Source organism: Micromonospora sp. DT227 (assembly GCF_049841835.1).
Lineage (GTDB): Bacteria > Actinomycetota > Actinomycetes > Mycobacteriales > Micromonosporaceae > Micromonospora.
Genome location: NZ_JBNCLA010000001.1, coordinates 100179 through 119590 on the forward strand (window position 1 = coordinate 100179; position 19412 = coordinate 119590).

The 19412-nt window shown below is 71.7% G+C and carries 20 protein-coding genes and 4 pseudogenes; 8 read left to right on the forward strand and 16 right to left on the reverse strand.

Annotation, left to right across the window (positions count from 1 at the left end):
* Positions 1-4 precede the first annotated feature (4 nt).
* Genes ACLQ2W_RS00500 through ACLQ2W_RS00520 form a run of 5 tightly spaced genes read right to left on the reverse strand, consistent with a single transcriptional unit; the run spans position 5 to position 4366 of the window.
* Complete coding sequence (locus tag ACLQ2W_RS00500; protein ID WP_425784775.1) at positions 5-1837, reverse strand: NADH-quinone oxidoreductase subunit L; 1833 nt, start codon at positions 1835-1837, stop codon at positions 5-7.
* On the reverse strand, positions 1834-2136 hold the full coding sequence (locus tag ACLQ2W_RS00505; RefSeq protein WP_425784776.1) for an NADH-quinone oxidoreductase subunit NuoK: 303 nt from the start codon (positions 2134-2136) through the stop codon (positions 1834-1836). The genes ACLQ2W_RS00500 and ACLQ2W_RS00505 overlap by 4 nt, the downstream gene beginning before the upstream one ends.
* On the reverse strand, positions 2133-2696 hold the full coding sequence (locus ACLQ2W_RS00510) for an NADH-quinone oxidoreductase subunit J (RefSeq protein WP_425784777.1): 564 nt from the start codon (positions 2694-2696) through the stop codon (positions 2133-2135). The genes ACLQ2W_RS00505 and ACLQ2W_RS00510 overlap by 4 nt, the downstream gene beginning before the upstream one ends.
* Before the next feature lies 1 nt (position 2697).
* Positions 2698-3630 carry a complex I subunit 1 family protein gene (locus ACLQ2W_RS00515; protein ID WP_425784778.1) on the reverse strand — a complete coding sequence of 311 codons (933 nt, stop codon included), beginning with the start codon at positions 3628-3630 and terminating at the stop codon, positions 2698-2700.
* Complete coding sequence (locus ACLQ2W_RS00520) at positions 3623-4366, reverse strand: hypothetical protein (RefSeq protein ID WP_425784779.1); 744 nt, start codon at positions 4364-4366, stop codon at positions 3623-3625. Before ACLQ2W_RS00520 ends, ACLQ2W_RS00515 begins: the two co-directional genes overlap by 8 nt.
* Positions 4367-4372: 6 nt before the next feature.
* Here ACLQ2W_RS00520 and ACLQ2W_RS00525 point away from each other — a divergent pair, with 6 nt between their 5' ends.
* On the forward strand, positions 4373-4825 hold the full coding sequence (locus ACLQ2W_RS00525; protein WP_425784780.1) for a hypothetical protein: 453 nt from the start codon (positions 4373-4375) through the stop codon (positions 4823-4825).
* A 329-nt stretch (positions 4826-5154) separates the two neighbouring features.
* Here the strand turns inward: ACLQ2W_RS00525 and ACLQ2W_RS00530 are convergent, their stop codons facing one another.
* Both ACLQ2W_RS00530 and ACLQ2W_RS00535 read right to left on the reverse strand, forming a co-directional pair.
* Complete coding sequence (locus ACLQ2W_RS00530) at positions 5155-5478, reverse strand: NADH-quinone oxidoreductase subunit A (RefSeq protein WP_425784781.1); 324 nt, start codon at positions 5476-5478, stop codon at positions 5155-5157.
* A 224-nt stretch (positions 5479-5702) separates the two neighbouring features.
* Positions 5703-6809: a glycoside hydrolase family 3 N-terminal domain-containing protein gene (locus ACLQ2W_RS00535; protein ID WP_425784782.1), complete on the reverse strand. Its 1107-nt coding sequence runs from the start codon at positions 6807-6809 to the stop codon at positions 5703-5705.
* A gap of 183 nt (positions 6810-6992) precedes the next feature.
* Here ACLQ2W_RS00535 and ACLQ2W_RS00540 point away from each other — a divergent pair.
* Positions 6993-7388 (forward strand): annotated as a pseudogene (locus ACLQ2W_RS00540) (hypothetical protein); the annotation flags it as partial.
* Positions 7389-7613: 225 nt separating this feature from the next.
* Here ACLQ2W_RS00540 and ACLQ2W_RS00545 read toward each other — a convergent pair.
* The 3 genes and pseudogenes from ACLQ2W_RS00545 to ACLQ2W_RS00555 all read right to left on the reverse strand — a co-directional run bounded on the left by ACLQ2W_RS00545 (position 7614) and on the right by ACLQ2W_RS00555 (position 8868).
* A complete protein-coding gene (locus ACLQ2W_RS00545; RefSeq protein WP_425784783.1) occupies positions 7614-7985 on the reverse strand; it encodes a HAMP domain-containing protein in 372 nt (123 codons plus the stop codon).
* Positions 7982-8236, reverse strand: coding sequence for a hypothetical protein (locus ACLQ2W_RS00550; RefSeq protein ID WP_425784784.1), 255 nt, complete (start codon positions 8234-8236; stop codon positions 7982-7984). The genes ACLQ2W_RS00545 and ACLQ2W_RS00550 overlap by 4 nt, the downstream gene beginning before the upstream one ends.
* Positions 8236-8868: pseudogene (locus ACLQ2W_RS00555) on the reverse strand (winged helix-turn-helix domain-containing protein). Before ACLQ2W_RS00555 ends, ACLQ2W_RS00550 begins: the two are co-directional and overlap by 1 nt.
* Positions 8869-9287: 419 nt before the next feature.
* Between ACLQ2W_RS00555 and ACLQ2W_RS00560 the strand changes: the two are divergent.
* Positions 9288-9422, forward strand: coding sequence for a hypothetical protein (locus ACLQ2W_RS00560; RefSeq protein ID WP_425784785.1), 135 nt, complete (start codon positions 9288-9290; stop codon positions 9420-9422).
* 43 nt (positions 9423-9465) lie between these two features.
* Here the strand turns inward: ACLQ2W_RS00560 and trxB are convergent, their stop codons facing one another.
* The 6 genes and pseudogenes from trxB to ACLQ2W_RS00590 form a co-directional block, all read right to left on the reverse strand.
* Positions 9466-10395, reverse strand: a complete 930-nt coding sequence (gene trxB, locus ACLQ2W_RS00565) for a thioredoxin-disulfide reductase (RefSeq protein ID WP_425784786.1) — start codon at positions 10393-10395, stop codon at positions 9466-9468.
* A gap of 71 nt (positions 10396-10466) precedes the next feature.
* Positions 10467-10874, reverse strand: coding sequence for an arsenate reductase ArsC (locus ACLQ2W_RS00570; RefSeq protein ID WP_425784787.1), 408 nt, complete (start codon positions 10872-10874; stop codon positions 10467-10469).
* A gap of 194 nt (positions 10875-11068) precedes the next feature.
* Positions 11069-11799: pseudogene (locus tag ACLQ2W_RS00575) on the reverse strand (aquaporin); the annotation flags it as partial.
* Between the two features lie 55 nt (positions 11800-11854).
* Positions 11855-12517, reverse strand: a complete 663-nt coding sequence (locus ACLQ2W_RS00580; RefSeq protein WP_425784788.1) for an arsenate reductase ArsC — start codon at positions 12515-12517, stop codon at positions 11855-11857.
* Positions 12510-13202 carry a helix-turn-helix domain-containing protein gene (locus tag ACLQ2W_RS00585; RefSeq protein WP_425784789.1) on the reverse strand — a complete coding sequence of 231 codons (693 nt, stop codon included), beginning with the start codon at positions 13200-13202 and terminating at the stop codon, positions 12510-12512. The genes ACLQ2W_RS00580 and ACLQ2W_RS00585 overlap by 8 nt, the downstream gene beginning before the upstream one ends.
* Before the next feature lie 128 nt (positions 13203-13330).
* The gene (locus tag ACLQ2W_RS00590; RefSeq protein WP_425784790.1) at positions 13331-13705 is read right to left on the reverse strand and encodes an ArsR/SmtB family transcription factor; all 375 of its coding nucleotides are present in this window, start codon (positions 13703-13705) and stop codon (positions 13331-13333) included.
* A 150-nt stretch (positions 13706-13855) separates the two neighbouring features.
* Between ACLQ2W_RS00590 and ACLQ2W_RS00595 the strand changes: the two genes are divergently transcribed.
* From ACLQ2W_RS00595 to ACLQ2W_RS00615, 5 genes and pseudogenes are all read left to right on the forward strand, one after another.
* The gene (locus ACLQ2W_RS00595; RefSeq protein WP_425784791.1) at positions 13856-14326 is read left to right on the forward strand and encodes a GNAT family N-acetyltransferase; all 471 of its coding nucleotides are present in this window, start codon (positions 13856-13858) and stop codon (positions 14324-14326) included.
* Between the two features lie 78 nt (positions 14327-14404).
* On the forward strand, positions 14405-15823 hold the full coding sequence (locus tag ACLQ2W_RS00600) for an FAD-dependent oxidoreductase (protein WP_425784792.1): 1419 nt from the start codon (positions 14405-14407) through the stop codon (positions 15821-15823).
* Positions 15823-17157, forward strand: coding sequence for an MFS transporter (locus tag ACLQ2W_RS00605; RefSeq protein ID WP_425784793.1), 1335 nt, complete (start codon positions 15823-15825; stop codon positions 17155-17157). The genes ACLQ2W_RS00600 and ACLQ2W_RS00605 overlap by 1 nt, the downstream gene beginning before the upstream one ends.
* Complete coding sequence (locus ACLQ2W_RS00610; protein WP_425784794.1) at positions 17103-18797, forward strand: tyrosine-type recombinase/integrase; 1695 nt, start codon at positions 17103-17105, stop codon at positions 18795-18797. The genes ACLQ2W_RS00605 and ACLQ2W_RS00610 overlap by 55 nt, the downstream gene beginning before the upstream one ends.
* A gap of 403 nt (positions 18798-19200) precedes the next feature.
* Positions 19201-19404 (forward strand): annotated as a pseudogene (locus ACLQ2W_RS00615) (HNH endonuclease); the annotation flags it as partial.
* Between the last annotated feature and the right edge of the window lie 8 nt (positions 19405-19412).

The window sequence follows — 19412 nt, forward strand, 5'->3', positions numbered from 1 at the left end:
CGGCCTATCTCCACACGATGAGGACGACAACGGCGACGACCAGGACGACAACGGCCTGCAGGTAGTACTGGTGCAACTGACCGGTCTGCGGCCGGCGGGCCAGCTGTCCCAGGCGGCGAACTCCGGCCGCGAGCCGTTGCACGGCAACGTCGATCCACCGGTCGTCGACGTTGCCTGCCCGGATGGCCAGGCGCAGCGTCCCGGCCGAGACGGACTCGACGCCGCGGTCGAGCACCTGGTCGTCGAAGCGGGCCAGCGCCTCGGCGCAGCGCAGGGTCGGGCGGACGACCAGCGCCCGCGCGGCGACTTCGAGCCCGAGCCACCGCAGCGCCCACCGCGGCTCGGGGAGCGGACGGCGGACGACCAGCAGCACGACCGCCACGGCGAGCACGCCCGAGACCGCGAGCTCGACCAGGGACACATGAGTGGCGCCGGGCTCACCAGCGAACCGGGCGACCACGGCGCCGACGGGTGGGAGGGCCAGCAGACCGGCGTAGGCGGCGCCTACAGCGAGGATGACCAGCGGCACCTGCTGCAGGCCACCGATCCGCCCGCCTTTCCGGTGGTCGCGGTCGCTGTCGCCGCGCCGCCAGATGACGGCGAGCAGCTTGCCCGCGTACGCGGCGGACAGCGCCGACGCGGCCAGGCCGACCGCATACAGCCACGGAGACTGTTCGAAGACCTCGCCGAGGACGGCGTCCTTGGTCGCCCACAACGACAGCGGCGGGATCCCGACCAGCGCCAGCGCCCCGACGGAGGCGCACCAGCCGACGAGCCGCCACCGCCCGACGACGCCGCGCAGGTCGGCGAGCTTCGTGGTGCCGAGCGCGGTCAGCCACGCCCCCGCGGCCAGGAACAGCAGCGCCTTGGTGGCGGCGTGGGCGATCAGCTGGGCGGCGCCGCCGGCGACCGTGCCGGCGCCGGCTGCTATCGCCACGAACCCAAGCTGGGCGGCGGTGGAGGCCGCGAGGAGTTGCTTGATGTCCCGCTGGGCGACCGCCACCGCGCCGAGCAGCAGCGCCGTCAGACCGCCCACCCACATGGCCGCCGGGGCGGCCCAACCGGTGGCAGCCAGCAGGGGCTGCACCCGCAGCAGCAGGTAGCCGCCCATGGCGACCATCGCCGCCGAGTGCAGCAGCGCGCTGACCGGGCTCGGGCCGGCCATCGCCCGGGACAGCCAGAACGACAGTGGCAGTTGCGCGGCCTTGCCGAGCGCGGCGGCGAGGATCCCGGCGGCGATGACGTGCCGCCACCCGGGGCTGCTGTGGGGTAGGTCGGCCAGGGCCAGACCCGCGCCGCCGGCCAGCGCGGCCGCCGCCGCGACGTAGAGCCCCAGGTCGGCCGTGCGGGTGGTGACGAACGCGGTCAGGCCGGCGGCGACCCGGTCCTCGTCGCGCCACCAGAACCCGATCAGCGCGTACGAGGCGGCGCCCATGATCTCCCAGGCGAACAGGAGGGTGGGCAGGGTCGCCGCGGTGACGGTCAGCGCGGCGGAGGCGGCGAAGAGCAGCATCAGCCCGTGGAAGCGGGCCTGCGCGCGGCGGATCTCCCCCGCCGCGGCGGTCAGCACCAGCAGGGTCACCCCGGCGAGCATGGGCACGAGCAGCGCGGTGAGCCCGTCGACGGTGAGCGCGAAGTCGACGCCGGCCACGAACGGCACCGCCACGGCCGGCCGGGACACGGCGACCACCACCGACAGGACGACCGAGGCGGCGGCGACGGTGAGGGAGACCGGCGCGGCGGCCCGCTCCGCTCGCCGGTTTGTGGCCAGCAGGGCGCCCGCCGCCGCGGGAAGTGCTACCAGTGACCACAGTGCGGCCTGCGCGAGGTGGCTCATCGGGACAGGTCCGCGGCCATGTCGGTCATGTCGGTGCGGCGTATCCGGTGCAGGTGGGTGGCCACGGCGAAGCCCATCGCCATCTCCACGGTCATGGCCACGATGATGACCAGCAGCAGGACCTGCCCGGACGGGTGCGGGGCGAGGAACCACCAGAATCCGGCGGCGGCCAGGATGAGGCCGTTGAGCATCAGTTCCAGCCCCATCATCACCATGACCACGACCTGCTGGGAGAGGGCGCCGTAGAGGCCGACGCTGAACAGCGCCGCCGCGACGAGCAGCACGGTCTGCAGGGTCATCGGCCGACACCTCCCGGTTGCGGGTCGTCGGCGGGTCGGCGGCGCAGGTCGTCGCCGAACCGGTCGTAGCGGCTCCGGTGGGCCGCCAGCGCGACACCGGCGACGATGGTCACCGCCATGACCGCGCCGACGCCGGTCATGACCAGCATCTTCGGGCCCATCAACTCCTCCCCCAACGCCTTGGTGACGTCGACGGGCGGGGTGCCGCGTCGGGTGGGCCACGGCACCAGCAGCACCCCGGCGGCCAGCAGGACGAACACGCCGATCGACACCGCCAGGGCGTGCCGCTTGCCGTGGACCATGCTCATCGGCATCAGCGCCGGGTTCATGCCCATGAACATGACCATGTAGACGGCCATGACGGCCATCTCCATGACCATCATCAGGATCGTCACCACCCCGACGTAGTTCTGCTGCATCAGCAGCACCTGCAGACCGACGGCGATGAACGACACGGCGAGCGCGTAGCTGGCCCGCGCCATCGAGTCGACCACGAACACGGCGGCACCGGCGAGCACGGAGACGACCGCCATGGCCCAGAACACGACGTGGGTGATCACGTCAGCCCCTCCCGGCGGCGACGACCGCGACGATGAGGTCCTGCAGCAGCACCGCGGGGAGCAGCACCAGCCATCCGACCTCCATGAACACGTCCGGCCGGGCCGCCGGCAGCCGGCGGCGCAGCCACACGAAACCGGCCAGCAGGGCGACGGTCTTGACCAGCACCCACGCCCAGCCGGGCAGCAGCGGGCCCGAGCCACCGCCGAGGAACATCGGCACCGCGAACGCCGCCCCGGCGGCGAGCAGCGCGTACCGGCCGCCCTGGAACAGCAGCCGATCGACTCCTGACAACTCGGCGGTCACGCCGCCGGCCACGTCGGCGCCGAGGGCCGGAGAGAACGGACCCCACACGGCGATCGCGAGGACACCCATGCAGAACACGAGGAACGCCACCGGCATCCAGACCACGAACCAGAGGCCCTGCTGGGCGGCGGCGATCTTGCCGACGTTCAGGCTCGCCGCGCCGACCGCGGGCGCCACGAGCGCGAACATCAGCGGCAGTTCGTAGGCCAGGCCGTGGGCGAGGAACCGGTAACCGCCGATCAGGGAGTGCGCCGAGTTGGCGCCCCAGCCGGTCAGCCACACGAACGCCCAGGCCAGTACGTCCATGGCGTTGAACCAGATCACCCCGACGTCGAAGTCGAACAGCGTCCACCGACCCAGCGGCACCACCGTGATGATCATCAGCGCCATCAGCAGCAGTCCGGCCCCGCCGATGCGCCACAGCAGGCTGTCCGCCGCGACGGTGGTCCGCCGCCGCTGGCGGATCAGCCGGGCCACCTCACCGAACGGCTGACTCAGCCCTGAGGAGCTTGTGCCGGATGCCCGTGCGGTCAGGAACCCGTCGAAGGAGGCGGCTGCGGCCGCCAACAGTCCGAGCAGCGCGGCGGCGGCCAGCGCCCACCCGGAGGGGAGCACGGTGACGTCAGGCATGACTCACCTCGCGGTCCGCGACGAGGGGGTCGAGGTCGAGACTGGCGACGATGAGGCGGGCGGTGGCGAGGTCCCACCCGCGTACGAGATCAGGGATCGCGTCGACGGGTACGCCGAGCGACGGGCCGGTGGGCTGCTGGCCGCCGATACTGTTCGCCGCGTGCTCGAGCATGGCCAGCAGCCGGTCACGCACGTCGCCCGCCATGGTGGCCGGCAGGCCTCGGCGGGCGAGGTCGTCCGCGTCCAGTGGCCCGATGCGGTGCAGTGACCGCCGCAGCCACCACGACCGGCCGACCAGGCGGCGCAGCCGTTGCAGTTGCCCCACCGGCCCGGCCCGGTCATCGGTGAACAGCAGGGAGTCGCGGATGCGCCGAGCGCGGGATGCGGCATCACCCCATCCGGCGAGCCCCAGGAGGCTCGCGGCGTTGTCGCAGCGTCTGGCGGCGAACCGGCGCGGGTCCTCCGGGTCGTGCCGGGACTCCAGCTCCGTGGCGGCGACGAGGCTGATCTCCGCATCGACGATGACGTCGCCCTGAAGGGTGCACCGCAGGACGAGGCCCGCCGGCCAGTACGCCAGGACCGGGCCGAGTCGCAGGTGCAGCAGGTCCGTCTCCAGGCCGTCGCGGTCTTCGCCGCCGGAGGCGAGTGGGATACCGCCGGGGGTCATGTCCATGCCCCCGTGCGCCATGCCTCCGTGGCCCTCGTGCGACATCGCGCCGTGGGGAGGCTGGCCCATGCCCTCGTGATGGATGTGTTCAGAATCGGCGTGGGCGGCGTGCCCGGCGTGGTTCATCTCGCCGTGGCCGTCGGAGGGCATGTCTTCGTGGCCGGGGTGCGCCGCACCACCATGACCCGCCTGCTTGCCGGTCGCCCTCTCGTCGCGGTGGCCGTGCTCGGTGTGGCCGTGATCGCCAGGCCCCTGGCCGCCGTCGCCGGCGTGCTCACCGCTGCGCTGTGGCGGTTCGTCGTGGCCGTGCGCGTGGTGCGCCGGCCCGGGGCGGTACGTGCGTTCGTGGCTCTCCGCGGAGTCGACGCCGGTGCTGTGGTCGGCCTGCGGCTCATGGGCCGCTTCGCCCTGCTGACCGTCCCCATGGCGGTGCTCAGGTGTGGGATGGGCGGTGTCGTGACCAGCGTGGTCGTGTGGAGCGTGCCGCTCGTCAGCGTGCTGGTCACCGGGGTGGGCGTGGCCTGGTGACCGGTGCTGGCTGTCCGCCCACTGCCCGGCGAGGTCGAGCAGATCTTCCTGCGCTGCGACGAGAGCGGGCAGGACGGCCCGAGGGGATTCAACGTCGATGCGAGCGCGCGGGCCGGGCATCTGCTCCCACAGCCGGTGCAGCGGCTCCGCCAGGTGCGAGGGCGGAAGACCGCAGACGGCCAGGATGTCGGCCTCTGCCGGGGACAGAGCGAGCCGCCAACCGCGGTCCAGGACGTGTCGTTCGACTGCGGCCCGGGTCACCCAGTGCCCCGGCACCTCCGCTACGAGCACGTGCGCGTGCCGGGCGGCGATCCGACTCAACGCGTCGCTCAGACCCATCGCAGCGCGCCTTCCCGCCAGGCCCACAGCACCGCAAGGAAGACGCCGCCGAGGAAGACGAACATCTCGACGATCGCGGTGGCCCCGAGCCGGGCGACGACCACCGACCACGGGTACATGAACAGCATCTCCACGTCGAACGCGAGGAAGAGCAGCGTGGCGAGATACCACCGGACGTGGTAGCGCGACAGTGCGTGCTCCTCAGGCTGCCAGCCGGACTGGAAGGGCACGCTCTCCAGCGGTGAAGCAGCGATCGCCAAGGCCCGGTGGGCCAGGTACAGGCCGGCGACGATGAGCGCGGCCACCAGTGCCATGGTCGCTGGCCCTGCGTACATTCCGCTCCCATCCGCGCTGCCGATTCCCAAGCTGCTCACTGGGCGCCCGGTTATCCAGGCACGCCGTCCGGCGCTGTCTCCCTTCGCCGCTCGCCGTCAGGCACTGTGCGAGAAGATCTAAGGCCCGCCCCGCGCACGGGACCCTCACCCGGCACATGGCAAGCCCAGCTTCCGGTCCGGCGTCGGCCAGTCCACACATCTCCTCACCCACTTCTACTACCACGTGGTAGTAGCCGACGCACGTTGTACCGCGAACGCGTACGCGGGGTTGGAACCTGCCCGAGCAGGTCGGTCACCGTTTCGGGCGGAGGGAGTCCACGCGCGCGACGGACTGGTCGATGCGGTCCTCGGTGATGCGCCCGGCCCGGACGTGATTGGTGATCGTGTCGACTGTTTCCTCGACGATCCGCGCCGTTGTAAACCTGCTGGTTGGCGAAGACGAGCAGGTCCAGGCCGGCCTGCAACGCCAGGGCGACCGCCTCGGCGGCACCGTACCGGTCGGTGATCGCGACCGCCTGCATGTCGTCGCTGACCACCGGCCCGTGCCAGCCGAGCTGGCCGCGCAGCAGGTCGGTCACGGTCGCGGTCGACAGCGACGCCGGGTACGCCGGGTCGAGCTGCTTGTTCAGCACGTGGGCGGCCATGACCGAGTCGGCGAGGCCGGCCCGGATCAGCCGTTGGAACGGTTCGAGTTCCTTTTCCTGCCAGGTGTCGCTGACGTCGACGACCTCGAAGTCGGTGTTTCCGGCGGCGCTACCGGATCCGGGAAAGTGCTTCAGGCACGTTTTCACGCCAGCCGCCCGGTGCGCCTTGATCTCCTCCGTGGCGTTGCTGACCACCACGTCCGGGTCGGCGGAGAAGCTGCGGCCGAGCTTGCCGATCGCTCTGCTGTCGGGGTTGATGTTCAGGTCGACGACCGGGGCGTAGTTCAGATTGGCCCCGATCCGCGTCAGCCCCGCCACCAGTCCTCGCGCCCAGTCGCGGGTCGCCGACGTGGAGTTCGCCGCGCCGATCTCGGCCTCCGACCTGGTGGCCGGGAAGCCGTTGCTCGGGTTGAGGCGGGAGGTGCGGTCGCCTTCCTGGTCGATGGAGACGATGAGCCGCCCAGGCGAGGCGTCCTTCAGGGTTGTGACCAACCGAGTGACCTGCTCGGGCGAGCGGATGTTACGCACCGACTTGCTCTCCAGGTCCTGGTCGAGGATGATCACTCTGCCCAGACCGTCCCGCACCGCCTTGATGATCCAGTTCCGGGCCTGAGTGCCCCGAAAGCCGACCACGAGCAGGCTGGCGATCTTGCGCCGCAACGCCACCGCGGCTCCGCGCGATGCGCCGGTCGACCGCGGGCTGTTCGTTGGCCGGGGCGTCGAGGATGCGGCGCGGTGTGACTCGCAGCCGGCCACGGCTGCCACTGCGGCTGAGCCGAGTCCGGCGAGCAGCAGGCGGCGGGGCACGTGCACGCTGTTCCCCCCGCACGTTAGACCCATGCCCGCCTGATGCGTCCTCCCCGAGGAGATGTCATCCGCCGGTGGGACGTCTCGACGAAGCGTGGTGAGAGTTACGTCCCGCATGGAAGTGGTGCTGGGCGGTCTGGCATACGTCACCGTCGGCGAACAGGCGATGCGACGCCGGCGCCGACGGCCGGCGCCGAGCACGCCGGATGGCTCCTCGACTACACCGGCGTCGACCTCGCGACGGAGGGGATCCGCGAGACGCTCTGCACAATCGGCAACGGCTACCTGGCCACCCGGGGCGCGGCACCGGAGGCCGATGCCAATCGGGGCTATTACCCGGGCACCTACGCCGCCGGGATCTTCAACCGGCTGCGGACCCGACTGCATGAGCACGTCCATGAGACGAGAGCCTGGTCCCACCTGCCGAACTGGCTCACGCTGCGCTGGCGACGGCCCAGAAAACGGTGGGTGAAACCGGACGCGCGGCGTCAGCGAGTACCGGCAGACGCTCGACCTGCGCTCGGCGAGCACCCGCTCCGACGCAGGACTGGCCCGGTGTTCGAGGAAGATCTCCTTGTCTGCGTAGCCAGTGGCGGCGGCGCGCACCGCCTCGTCGACGACCGCGTCCACGTCCAGCGGCTCGATACGCAGGTCGGTCCGGCGCTACTCTGCCCACGACAGGCCGTCGATGTCATCGGCCAGCCGGCCCAGCCGCCTGGTCTGATCGCGAAGCGTCCGCCCGGTGTCCGGGGTGGCGGGGATGACGCCGTCCGCGATGCCCTCGAGGAAGCTGTCGACGGTGGCGATCGGGGTACGTAGCTCGTGTGCGAGGTCGGCGAGCAGCTCCAGGCACCGGCGCTCGGTGTGCTGCAAAGCGGCGGCCATCCGTTTGAACGCGTCGTCCACCGCGGCGAGCTCCGATCCCAGCCGGCTCGGTGGCATCCGCGCGGCGTAGTCGCCGTCAGCGACACGGGTCGCGGCTTCGGCGAGTTCGGACAGCGGACCGGCCAGCCGCCGCGTGATGAACCAGCTCACCCCAACGACATCAGCAGGGCCGCGCCAACCGCCACACCAAGCGCGACAAGCAGCGTGGTGATCAGGGCGGACTCGAGATCCTGGGTCATTCCGGCAGACATTGCCATCATGCGGTGCAGCTGACTGCGGAACAGTCCCGGCACGACGGCGAACGCCACCAGCACCAGGGTGACCGCCCCGGCAGCCACGATCAGCGACTGCGTGACGAACAACCGGCTCGACAACCGACCGGTTCGCAGTCCGGGCCGCATCAGCCCGGACCTATCCGGTAGCCGACGCCATGGACGGTGCGGATGTAGCGCGGACGGGCGGCGTCGTCGTCCAGCCTGCGGCGCAGGTTACCGACGTGCACGTCGATGACGTGGTCGTCGCCGTACCAGTCGCCGCCCCAGACGTGGTCCAGGAGCTGACGCCGGCTGAACGCCACCCGCGGCTGCGCGCTGAGGGCGTCGAGCAGGTCGAACTCGGTGCGCGTGAGTTCCACGTCCCGGCCGCGCACGCGGACCTCCCGCCCGGCCACGTCGATCTCCAGGTCACCGAAGCGGCGGACCTGCGCCTCCGGTACGGCTGCCGGGACACGCGGGCGACGCAGCATGGCGCGCACCCGGGCTACCAACTCCCGGGGCGAAAAAGGCTTCGTCAGGTAGTCGTCGGCACCGACCGACAGCCCCACCAGCTTGTCCACCTCGTCGCTCTTGGCAGTGAGCATGATGACGTACGCGTCGCTGAACGTTCAGATGCGTCGGCACGCCTCGACGCCGTCGATACCGGGCAGCATCAGGTCGAGCACGATCACGTCCGGCTCGGTGTCGCGGGCCGACTCCACGGCGGTCGGTAGCTGCACACGGTGCACTACACCTCGCCGGAGGAGTTCCGGGGGCAGCGGGTCGTCATCGTCGGTGGGGGCAATTCCGCGGCGCAGATCTTGGCGGAGGTGTCGCGGGTCGCCGAGGTGATCTGGGTTACCCTGCGTCCGCCGCGGTTGATGCCGGACGACGTCGACGGTCGGGTGCTGTTCGGTGTGGCCACCCGTAAGGCCGCCGGTGGTGCCGGTGGCGGTGTCAGCGAGCTCGGGGACATCGTGATGGTGCCCAGCGTCCGCGACGGGCGGGACCGCGGCGTTCTGCACGCCCGTCCGATGTTCGTGCGGCTGACCGGGCGTGGCGTGCGGTGGGCCGACGGTACGGAGGAGGCTTGCGACGCGGTGATCTGGTGTACGGGTTTCCGGCCGGACCTCGCTCATCTCGCGCCGCTGCTGCCGGGATGGCGGCAGGGGAAGGTGGCCGTCAAGGCACCCGGTCGGTGGAGGAGTCCCGCCTTTACCTGCTCGGCTACGGCGACTGGACAGGCCCGGCGTCGGCCACGCTGGTGGGGGCCGGCCGGACCGCGAAGGCGACGGTCGCCGACATCGCCTCCCGCCTGCGCGATTCACCGTAGGCCCGAGGGCCGGCCGCGCTGGCCGGACCCCGGGCGGTGCCGGTCAGGCGAGGGAGGCGAGGTAGCGCTCGGCGTCGAGGGCTGCGGCGCAGCCGGTGCCGGCGGCGGTGATGGCCTGGCGGTAGGTGTGGTCGACGAGGTCTCCGGCGGCGAACACGCCGGGCAGGTTGGTGCGGGTGCCTGGGGAGTCGACGGTGACGTAGCCGTCGGCGTCGAGGCTGACCTGGCTGCGGAACAGTTCGCTGCGGGGGTCGTGGCCGATGGCGAGGAACACGCCGGTGACGTCCAGGACCTGGGTCTCGCCGCTGTGGACGTCCCGCAGGCGGACGGCGGTGACGGCGCCGTCGTGGCCGAGGATCTCCTCGACGACGCTGTTCCAGACCACCCGGATCTTGTCGTTGCCCAGTGCCCGGTCGGCCATGATGCGGCTGGCGCGGAAGGTGTCGCGGCGGTGGATGATGGTGACGCTGCGGGCGAAGCGGGTGAGGAAGGTGGCTTCCTCCATGGCGGTGTCGCCGCCGCCGACCACGGCGATGTCCTGGTCGCGGAAGAAGAACCCGTCGCAGGTGGCGCAGGCGGACACGCCATGACCGAGCAGCTCCTGCTCGCCCGGGACGCCGAGGGGCCGCCAGGCGGAGCCGGTGGCGAGGATGACCGCCCCCGCCTGGTGCGTCTGCTCGCCGACCCACACGGTCTTCGTGGGGGTGGTGAGGTCGACGCGGGTGACGTCGTCGGTGATGAACTGGGCGCCGAACCGGTCGGCCTGCTTGCGCAGGTTGTCCATCAGCTCGGGGCCGGTGATGCCGTCGGGGAAGCCGGGGAAGTTCTCCACCTCGGTGGTGGTCATCAGCGCGCCGCCGGACTGGCTGCCCTCGATGACCAGGGGTGCGAGGTTGGCGCGGGCGGCGTAGACGGCGGCGGTGTATCCGGCGGGCCCGGAACCGATGATGATCAACGGCTGGGGATCGGACATGACAGGGCTCCTGCTCAGGGGTGAACCGCCCGCCGGGCGGGGTGGTCCGGCGGGCGGCGTCGCGGGTGACGTCAGGCGGTGGGACGCAGCTCGGCGAGGAGCTTCTCCACCCGGGTGCGGATGTCGTCGCGGATCGGGCGGACGGCGTCGACGCCCTTGCCGGCCGGGTCGTCGAGCTTCCAGTCCTCGTAGCGCTTGCCGGGGAAGACGGGGCAGGTGTCGCCGCAGCCCATGGTGACGATCACGTCGGAGGACTCGGCGGTGGCGTATTCGAGGAGTTTGGGGGTCTGGTCGGTGATGTCGATGCCGACCTCGCGCATCGCCTCGACGGCGGCGGGATTGACGGTCTCTGCGGGTGCGCTGCCGGCGGAGCGGACCTCGACGGTGTCGCCGGCGAGGTGGCGCAGCCAGCCTGCGGCCATCTGGGAGCGGCCGGCGTTGTGGACGCAGACGAACAGGACGCTGGGCTTGTCGGACATCAGGTGCCTTTCGTGCAGTGCGGATTGCGGGACCGGTTGACCAGCGCCTCGTCGGAGGTCACGGGCGGGTGTGATTCGGGGTTGCTGTTGCGGTCGAGCGCCCAGTAGCGGCCGCCGGCACGCGGTGGGTCAGCCAGGCCCTGGTGCGGCCTGCGCGCTCTAGCCTGCTCCGGCTCGACAGTCACGGGCGGTGGTCCAGCGCCGAGCCACTGTCGGCGGGAACGACCACCTGGTCGGCGGCCTGCCCGGCGTCGGGGTACAGCGCGGCCAGGAGACCGATGCCGACGGCGAGTCCGACAAGCTGGGCGATGACGAACCCGGGAACCGAGGTTGGGGCGATGCCGGCGAAGGTGTCGGTGAACGCCCGGCCGATCGTCACGGCGGGGTTGGCGAACGAGGTCGACGAGGTGAACCAGTAGGCGGCGCCGATGTAGGCGCCGACGGCCGCGGGTGCGACGGGGGCGCGGCCGGAACGGGCCAGGGCGAAGATCAGCAGGATCAGGCCGGCGGTGGCGACGACCTCACCGAGCCACAGGTGCCCGGCGGCGCGGTCCTTTCCGGAGAAGTCGACCGCGGCGAGGTCGAACATCAGGTTCGCCAGCACCGAACCCGCGATCGCACCGAGCACCTGCGCCACCGCGTAGCCGCCGAGGTCGGAGGCGGTGAGGCCGGTGCCCGCGCGGCGGCCGAGGAACCAGTCGGCGGCGGACACGACCGGGTTGAAGTGCGCGCCGGAGATCGGCCCGAAGATCAGGATCAACGCGCCAAGGGCGAACGCGGTGGCGATCGAGTTCTCCAGCAGCTGCAGGCCCACATCGCCCGGGGAGAGGGTGGCGGCCATGATGCCGGAGCCGACCACGGCGGTGACCAGCAGGGCGGTGCCGGTGAACTCGGCCAGCAGGCGCCGCCAGAGTGCGATGGTCATCAGTTCGTTCTCTCCCGTGTGCGGTGACGTCCCGGACCGGTGTCGGCCGGGGGTTCTATCGGTTGACGGAAACGTGCAGGTCGTCGAGGAGGCGGCGGACCCGGCGTTCGATCTCGTCGCGGATGGGTCGCACGCCAGCGGTGTCGAGGCCAGCGGGGTCTTCGAGGTCCCAGTTCTCGTAGCGGGTGCCGGGGAAGACCGGGCAGGCGTCGCCGCAGCCCATGGTGATCACGACGTCGGCGGCGCGGACGACCTCGTCGGTCCAGGGCTTCGGGAACTCCTCGCCGATGTCGATGCCGCGTTCGGCCATCGCGGCGATGGCGGCGGGGTTGACCTCGATGCCCGGTTCGCTGCCGCCGGACCAGGCGACGGCACGGTCGTCGGCGAGGTGGGTGAAGAACCCGAGCGCCATCTGGGAGCGGCCGGCGTTGTGGGTGCACAGGAACAGCACCACGGGGCGGCCGTCGCGGTGGTGACCCTCGACCCGGGCCAGGGCCTGCAGGCGTTGGCGGGCGAAGCGCTCGGCGAGCAGCGGCAGATAGTGCGGGATGGTGCTGGCGGTGGCGAACTGGTCGTAACTGGAGAGCAGGAACCGCTCGATGGTCTCCGAGCCGTAGACGCCGGTGAACTCCTCGGCGAGCCGGGTCGCGGCGGTGCGCAGGGCGACCTGCTGGTCGATGGAGACCTCGTCGTAGGGGTGAGGGCTGATGTCAGTCATGACGGTCTCCCGGGGCGGTGATGGCGGGGGCGACCCGGTCGACGCGGGCGGCGAGGTCGGCGAACGCGGCCTCGAACGCCTCGTCGGTGTCGACGCGAACCGGGTCGGGCACCGACCAGTGCAGGCGGGAGCGCACGGGCCCGGTGAGGTCTTCGTGGGCGTTGTCGCACACGGCGATGAGCAGGTCGTCGTCGCGGACGACGTCGGTGACGTGGGCGGTGGCGGTGGGGTCCAGGCGCAGCCCGTGCCGGCCGGCGACGGCCACGGCGCGAGGATGCACCCGGGAGGCCGGTCGCGTGCCGGCGGACGCGGCCGGGCTGTGGGTGCGGTCCTGCCACAGCGCGGCGGCCAGTTGGGAGCGGGCGGAGTTGCGGGTGCAGACGAACACCACCCGGCCGACGCCGGTCAGCGGCGGCGGGGTCAGCGCGGCGAGGGTCTCCGGCAGCAGTCGCAGGTAGGTGCGGCGCTTGTCGCCCTCGGAGCGGCCCTTGACCACCAGGCCGGCTTCGGTGAGGACCTTGACGTGGTGGGCGACGAGGTTGGTGGGCAGGTCGAGGGTGTGGGCGATCTCGCCGGGGGACGCGTCGCCGAGGGTGAGCGCGCCCACGATCGCCAACCGCGCCGGGTCCCCGAGCGCGGCGTGGATCCGCGCCCGCCCAGCCAGAGAATCACGCTCAGCGTTCATTGACTCAACCATAGCTGAGGTAATCGGTACTGGCAAAGAATGGTCCTGAGACGCGCTTGCGCTCGGCATCCGCGGAGGGGCATGTTCGACCTTCCCCGCCCGAGCCCGCCCTCAAGGCGGGCGCGTTGCTACGAGTCGGCGGGTTCGACCGCGAGCAGGGACGCCAACTGGCGCAGGACACCGGGCCGGGCGCGGTAGTAGACCCAGGTGCCGCGCCGCTCGGCCTCGACCAGGCCCGCCTCACGCAGCGTCTTGAGGTGGTGGGAGATCGTCGGGCCGGTCAGGTCGAACGCCGGCGTGAGGTCGCAGACACACGCCTCCCCGCCCTCGGCGGAGGCGATCATCGACATCAGCTGCAGGCGCACCGGGTCGCCGAGCGCCTTGAACGCCGCCGCGAGGGCCCCGGCCGCCTGCGCGGACACCCGCCGCTGGGTCAATGGCGCGCAGCAGGAGGTCACCGCATCCAGGTCGATGGCAACGAGCGGCGCCGACTGCTTAGACATGTCTCTAGGTTGACATCCTTCTAATCAACGTGCAACTCTCTGATTTGACGGACGTCGAGACAAGCTGCGGCGAGGTGGAGGATCACGATGACTGCCGGAACTGACCGCCCGACGACCCCGGTGGGCAGGGCAGGTGTCGCCGTTCGACCCATGGCCGCGACGGACGCCGGCGACGTGCTGGCGATCTACCAGGCGGGCCTGGACGAAGGCAACGCCAGTTTCGAGACCACGGCGCCGGCCTGGGTGGACTTCGACGCCGCGCGGCTGCCGGCGCACCGTTACGTGGCCGTGGTCGGCGGTGTTGTTGTCGGCTGGGTCGCGGCGTCGCCGACCTCTGTTCGGGCGGTCTACGCGGGGGTGGTCGAACATTCCGTCTACGTGCACCCCGCCGCGCAGGGGCGCGGCGCCGGCCGGCTGCTGCTCGACGCGCTGATCGCCTCCACCGAGGCCGCCGGGATCTGGACCATCCAGTCCGGCGTCTTCCCCGAGAACACCGCCAGCCTGGCCCTGCACGAGCGGGCCGGCTTCCGGGTCGTCGGCGTCCGCGAACGCCCCGGCCGCCACCACGGCCGGTGGCGCGACGTGGTCCTGATCGAGCGCCGCAGCCCCACCATCACCTGACCCGTTCCTGGCCCCGGACACCCAGGGCCCGCCGACCTTTCTGATTCGACAGTTATCAACGCAGAGGAGAGTTGCCTGATGAGCGCCCTGGACACCCTTCCGGTCGTGGTGATCGGCGCCGGCCCCGTCGGCCTGGCCGCCGCCGCCCACCTGCACGAGCGCGGCCTGCCGTTCCTCGTCCTCGAAGCCGGCGACACCGCCGGCGCGGCGGTGCGCCAGTGGGGCCACGTGCGGATCTTCTCCCCCTGGCGGTACGACATCGACCCCGCCGCCCGGCGGCTGCTCGACGACGCCGGCTGGGTCGCCCCCGACCCGGACGCCCTGCCCACCGGCGCCGAACTGGCCACCGACTACCTCCAGCCCCTCGCCGAACTGCCGCAGCTCAAGCCGCACCTGCGCTACGGCGCCCGGGTCGAGGCGATCAGCCGGCTCGGCCTGGACCGGCTGCGCACCGCCGGCCGCGACACCACCCCGTTCCTCATCCGCCTCACCGACGGCCAGGAGGTGCTCGCCCGCGCGGTCATCGACGCCTCCGGCACCTGGGGCACCCCGAACGTCCTCGGCGCGTCCGGCCTGCCCGCCCGCGGCGAGACCGACGCCGCCGGGTACCTGGAGCACGCCCTCCCGGACGTGCTCGGCGCCGACCGCGACCGGTTCGCCGGCCGCCATACCCTCGTCGTCGGCGCCGGCCACTCCGCCGCCAACACCCTGCTCTCCCTGGCCGACCTCGCCGCCCAGGCACCGGGCACCGAGGTCACCTGGGCGATCCGCACTACCTCGCCGGCGCGCACCTACGGCGGCGGGGACGCCGACGCCCTGCCCGCCCGCGGGGCGCTGGGCTCCCGGCTGCGCGCGCACGTGGACGCCGGCCGGATCCGGCTGCTCACCGGCTTCACCGTCCACGCCCTCACCCCGACCGGTGACCGGGTGACCGTCGTGGTGCGCCACGGTGACGGCAGCGAGGAGTCGGTCACCGTGGACCGGATCGTCGCCGCAACCGGTTTCCGCCCCGACCACTGGATCGCCGCCGAGCTGCGCCTGGACCTCGACCCGGTCATGGGCGCCACCCGTGCCCTGGCCCCGCTCATCGACCCCAACGAGCACTCCTGCGGCACCGTGCCCCCGCACGGCGTTGACGAGCTCGCCCACCCGGAGGTCGGCTACTACGCGGTCGGGATGAAGAGCTACGGGCGGGCGCCGACGTTCCTCATGGCCACCGGCTACGAGCAGGTCCGCTCCGTCGTCGCCGCCCTCGCCGGCGACTGGGCCGCCGCCCGCGACGTCCAGCTCGACCTGCCCGAGACCGGGGTGTGCAACAGCAACCCCGACGACTCCGCCACCGGCGACAGCTGCTGCGGACCCGCACCGGCCGCCGAGCCGACGTCACGGGGGCTGGCCACCGGAATCTCCGGCGGGCTGCTCGCCGCGCCGCTGAACCTGGTCACGCTCGACGCCGCACCCGCCGGAGCGCAGACTGGCGGCTGCTGCGGCAGTTGATGCCCCCCGCCACGACGGTGCCCGCCGACCCCACCGTCGGCGGGCACCACGCCCACGGCTGGCGCATCGTCGCCGCCCTCGCCGTTACCTCGACCATCGGCTACGGCACCCTCTACTACGCCTACCCGGTCCTGCTGACCCCGATGGCCGCCAGCCTCGGCGCGTCCACCACCGCCGTCACCGGAGCGCTCACCGCCTCCATCCTCGCCGGCGCCCTCATGGCCATCCCCGTCGGCCGGTGGCTCGACCACCACGGCGGTCGCGCCCTCATGACCGCCGGCTCGACCACCGCCACCGCGCTGCTGATCGCCTGGTCCCAGGTCCACACCATCAGCCAGCTCTACGCCGTCATGATCGGCATCGGCGCCTGCGGCGCGATGGTGCTCTACGAACCCGCCTTCGCCGTCATCGTCTCCTGCTTCACCCCCGACCGACGCGCCACCGCCCTCCTTGCGGTCACGATCGTGGCCGGGTTCGCCAGCACCATCTTCATGCCCCTGACCGGCCTGCTGACCGCGCACTTCGGCTGGCGCGGCGCGCTGCTCGTCCTCGCCGCCGTCCACGGCGCGGTGACCGTCCCGCTGCACGCGCTTGCCATCCCCACGTCAGTGGCAGCGACGTCAACCCTGCCCCACCCGAACCGGTCCGAGCCCGCCCCGCGCCACGCGGTCGCCAAGGCCGCGATACGCGACGCCCGCTTCTGGATCCTCGCCGCGACCTTCACCGCCCACGGCGCGGCCACCAGCACCATGACCGTTCACCTCATCGGCTACCTGATCAGCCGCGGACACCCCGCCACCTTCGCCGCCACCGCCGCCGGCCTGCTCGGCGTCCTGTCCGTCACCGGCAGGCTCGTCCTCACCGCCGCCCGTCGACGACTGCCGGTCACCAGCGTCGTGGCCGCCGTCTTCGCCATCCAGGCCGCCGCCGTGCTCGCCATGCCCCTGCTCGCCGGCACCCCTGCCGGGGCCGTCATCACCATCGTCGGTTTCGGACTCGGCTTCGGCATCACCAGCCTCGCCACCCCCGCCCTGCTCACCGACCGGTACGGCACCACCGCCTACGCCACCATCGCCGGACGCCTCGCCGCCCCCGTCACCATCGCCAAAGCCACCGCACCGCTCGCCGCCACCGTCCTCCACACCACCGCCGGCTACACGCCGCTGCTCGCCGCGGTCACCGCATGCTGCATTCTCGCCGCCATCGGCATGCTCACCCGGGCCAGCAGCACCCCCACGACTGTCCCCGCCGGCCAGGACGCACCCCGTATCGCATCGCCGTGGCCCGACCGGCCCGAACACGCGACAGCCGCACAACCACCTCGACATCCATAGCTGACATAACAGGAACCACTAATCCTGATCCCGACAAGACGGGAACGGGACCGGAGGTCACCATGACGACCACAGGCGTGATCTTCAAACGATGCGGATGCCGCGACGAGGGCCGACGTCTGGAGAATTCCTGCCCCCGACTCGCCGAGCGCGGGCACGGGACCTGGTACTACCACTGCTCCGGGACGAACCTGCTCGGCCGCCGCGAACGGGTCCGGCGTGGTGGTTACCCGTCGCAGGCCGCCGCCCGCCACGCCCGCGACGAATGGCTGACCACGACCGAGGCGGACCGGACGGCACAGGGTTGGACGGTCGAGCGGTGGCTGCGGCACTGGCTCGACAACCGCACGAAGATCCGGCCCACCACCCGCTTCCACTACACCCGCGACGTCGACACCGTCCTCATCCCCCACCTCGGCCGCTACCGCCTGGCCGACCTCGGTGCCCCGCTCCTGCGCACCGTGTTTGCCGAGATAGCGGCGACGAGGAACAGCAAGGGCCGCCCACAGTCCGCCTCGGCGATGAACCACCTGCGCACCACCCTGCGGGCCGCCCTCAATCTCGCCGTCAAGGAAGGAATCCTGGACTGCAACCCGGCCCGGCACATTGAAATCGCCGGCTACCAGCAACCCCACGCCAAGGTGTGGACCGATGCCCGCGTCGCGTCCTGGGAACAGACCGGCGCCCGGCCGGCCGTGGCCGTCTGGACCGCCGACCAGCTCGCCGAGTTCCTCAGCGCCGTCAACGACGACCCCCTGTTCGCCCTCTGGTGGCTCGCCGGCCTGCGCGGACTCCGCCGCGGTGAACTGTGCGGGCTGCGATGGTCCGACATCGACCTCGACCGCGGCACCCTGACCATCGAACGCCACCGCACCACCGCCGGCTACCAGATCGTCGAAGGCGAACCGAAGACCCCGGCGGGGCGGCGGTCGGTCGCTCTCGACAAGCGCAGCGTGCAGATCCTGCGCGTGCACCGCCGCCATGAGCAGGACCGAAAGGCGGAGGCGGCGGACAACGGCACGCCCTGGACCGACACCGGATACGTGTTCACCCGACCCGACGGCCAACCGATCAACCCGAACTACGCCACCACCCGCTTCCGGATCCTCGTCCGTCGGGCCGGGTTGCCCCCAGTGCGGCTGCACGACCTGCGCCACGGCGCCGCGTCCCTCGCCCATGAAGCCGGCGCCGACCTGAAGACCCTGCAGGACCTCCTCGGGCACTCCAGCATCGTGGTCACCGCCGACACCTACACCAGCGTCCTGCCGCAGATCCAGCGCCGTTGCGCCGACGCCACCGCCCAACTGGTCCTCAACGCCGCCCGTCGCACCCGGAAGAAGATCAAAGCCAGCGCCCGCAAGAACCGGCCCGACCGCGGCCCCAAAGCCGGCACCTCCGCGCCGACGAAACCGAAAACAGGTGCTCCCGCCCCAACGAAGCGCAAGCAGGCCGCAAAGCCGCAGGTCACCTCCCGACAAACCCGCGAGAACGCCGCTTCCGGCGCTGCACCCACATCGCACCCACGTGACACCCACCGTCCACGCCGGCCAGAAAGCACAAAGGGCCTGACCCGCGTTTCCGCAGTTCAGACCCCTCCTGATCTTGTGCGCCCGAAGGGACTCGAACCCCTAACCTTCTGATCCGTAGGGCGACTAACGGTCCTCGAAGGAGCTTCGCGATAGCCCTCAAATCCGGCTGCGCCCCGGTACGTCCGTGCCCGTTCCCCGACGTCCGAGCACCCACCGAGCACCACCGGATCGCCACCCACCCCCGCTTCGGCCGGCACGACGCCCGTGCAGGCAGGGCCGCGACGAGGCCGTCGGCACGAGCCGTGCCATCGCGGTGGTGATCATGTCGTCGGCGCTACCGCATGACGTGGATCGGCGCCTCGACCTGGCCGGCTTGGCTAGCCATCACACACGTCCTTAGCAGGCAGCGGGCGGCCTGCGGCCGTTACGGCACGGGAAGCTTGCTGAAGGCGTGTCCTACCGTCCGTCTACAGTCGAGTGACGTTATGACGTAACTCGTGTGAAGGAGCGTGGGATGGCGCAACCTATCGACCCCCGGCGACGCTTCTCCGCGAGCGAGCGCGCCGCTCTGTACCTGGCAGCGAACGGTCGATGCGTCCGTTGCGGCACGAAACTGCCGCCGGGCTGGCACGCCGACCATGTAGATCCACATTCGAAGGGCGGGGTCACCGACGTCACTAACGGGCAAGCGCTATGCCCGACGTGCAACCTCAGGAAGGGGTCAAG

Excerpts from the sequence above, each read along its gene's own strand:
- ACLQ2W_RS00500 (WP_425784775.1), bottom strand. The coding sequence starts at position 1,837 with ATGAGCCACCTCGCGCAGGCCGCACTGTGGTCACTGGTAGCACTTCCC.
- ACLQ2W_RS00505 (WP_425784776.1), bottom strand. The coding sequence starts at position 2,136 with ATGACCCTGCAGACCGTGCTGCTCGTCGCGGCGGCGCTGTTCAGCGTC.
- ACLQ2W_RS00515 (WP_425784778.1), bottom strand. The coding sequence starts at position 3,630 with ATGCCTGACGTCACCGTGCTCCCCTCCGGGTGGGCGCTGGCCGCCGCC.
- ACLQ2W_RS00520 (WP_425784779.1), bottom strand. The coding sequence starts at position 4,366 with ATGGGCCAGCCTCCCCACGGCGCGATGTCGCACGAGGGCCACGGAGGC.
- ACLQ2W_RS00530 (WP_425784781.1), bottom strand. The coding sequence starts at position 5,478 with ATGGCACTGGTGGCCGCGCTCATCGTCGCCGGCCTGTACCTGGCCCAC.
- ACLQ2W_RS00550 (WP_425784784.1), bottom strand. The coding sequence starts at position 8,236 with ATGCGGCCCGGACTGCGAACCGGTCGGTTGTCGAGCCGGTTGTTCGTC.
- trxB (WP_425784786.1), bottom strand. The coding sequence starts at position 10,395 with ATGTCCGATCCCCAGCCGTTGATCATCATCGGTTCCGGGCCCGCCGGA.
- ACLQ2W_RS00570 (WP_425784787.1), bottom strand. The coding sequence starts at position 10,874 with ATGTCCGACAAGCCCAGCGTCCTGTTCGTCTGCGTCCACAACGCCGGC.
- ACLQ2W_RS00580 (WP_425784788.1), bottom strand. The coding sequence starts at position 12,517 with ATGACTGACATCAGCCCTCACCCCTACGACGAGGTCTCCATCGACCAG.
- ACLQ2W_RS00585 (WP_425784789.1), bottom strand. The coding sequence starts at position 13,202 with ATGAACGCTGAGCGTGATTCTCTGGCTGGGCGGGCGCGGATCCACGCC.
- ACLQ2W_RS00590 (WP_425784790.1), bottom strand. The coding sequence starts at position 13,705 with ATGTCTAAGCAGTCGGCGCCGCTCGTTGCCATCGACCTGGATGCGGTG.
- ACLQ2W_RS00595 (WP_425784791.1), top strand. The coding sequence starts at position 13,856 with ATGGCCGCGACGGACGCCGGCGACGTGCTGGCGATCTACCAGGCGGGC.
- ACLQ2W_RS00600 (WP_425784792.1), top strand. The coding sequence starts at position 14,405 with ATGAGCGCCCTGGACACCCTTCCGGTCGTGGTGATCGGCGCCGGCCCC.
- ACLQ2W_RS00605 (WP_425784793.1), top strand. The coding sequence starts at position 15,823 with ATGCCCCCCGCCACGACGGTGCCCGCCGACCCCACCGTCGGCGGGCAC.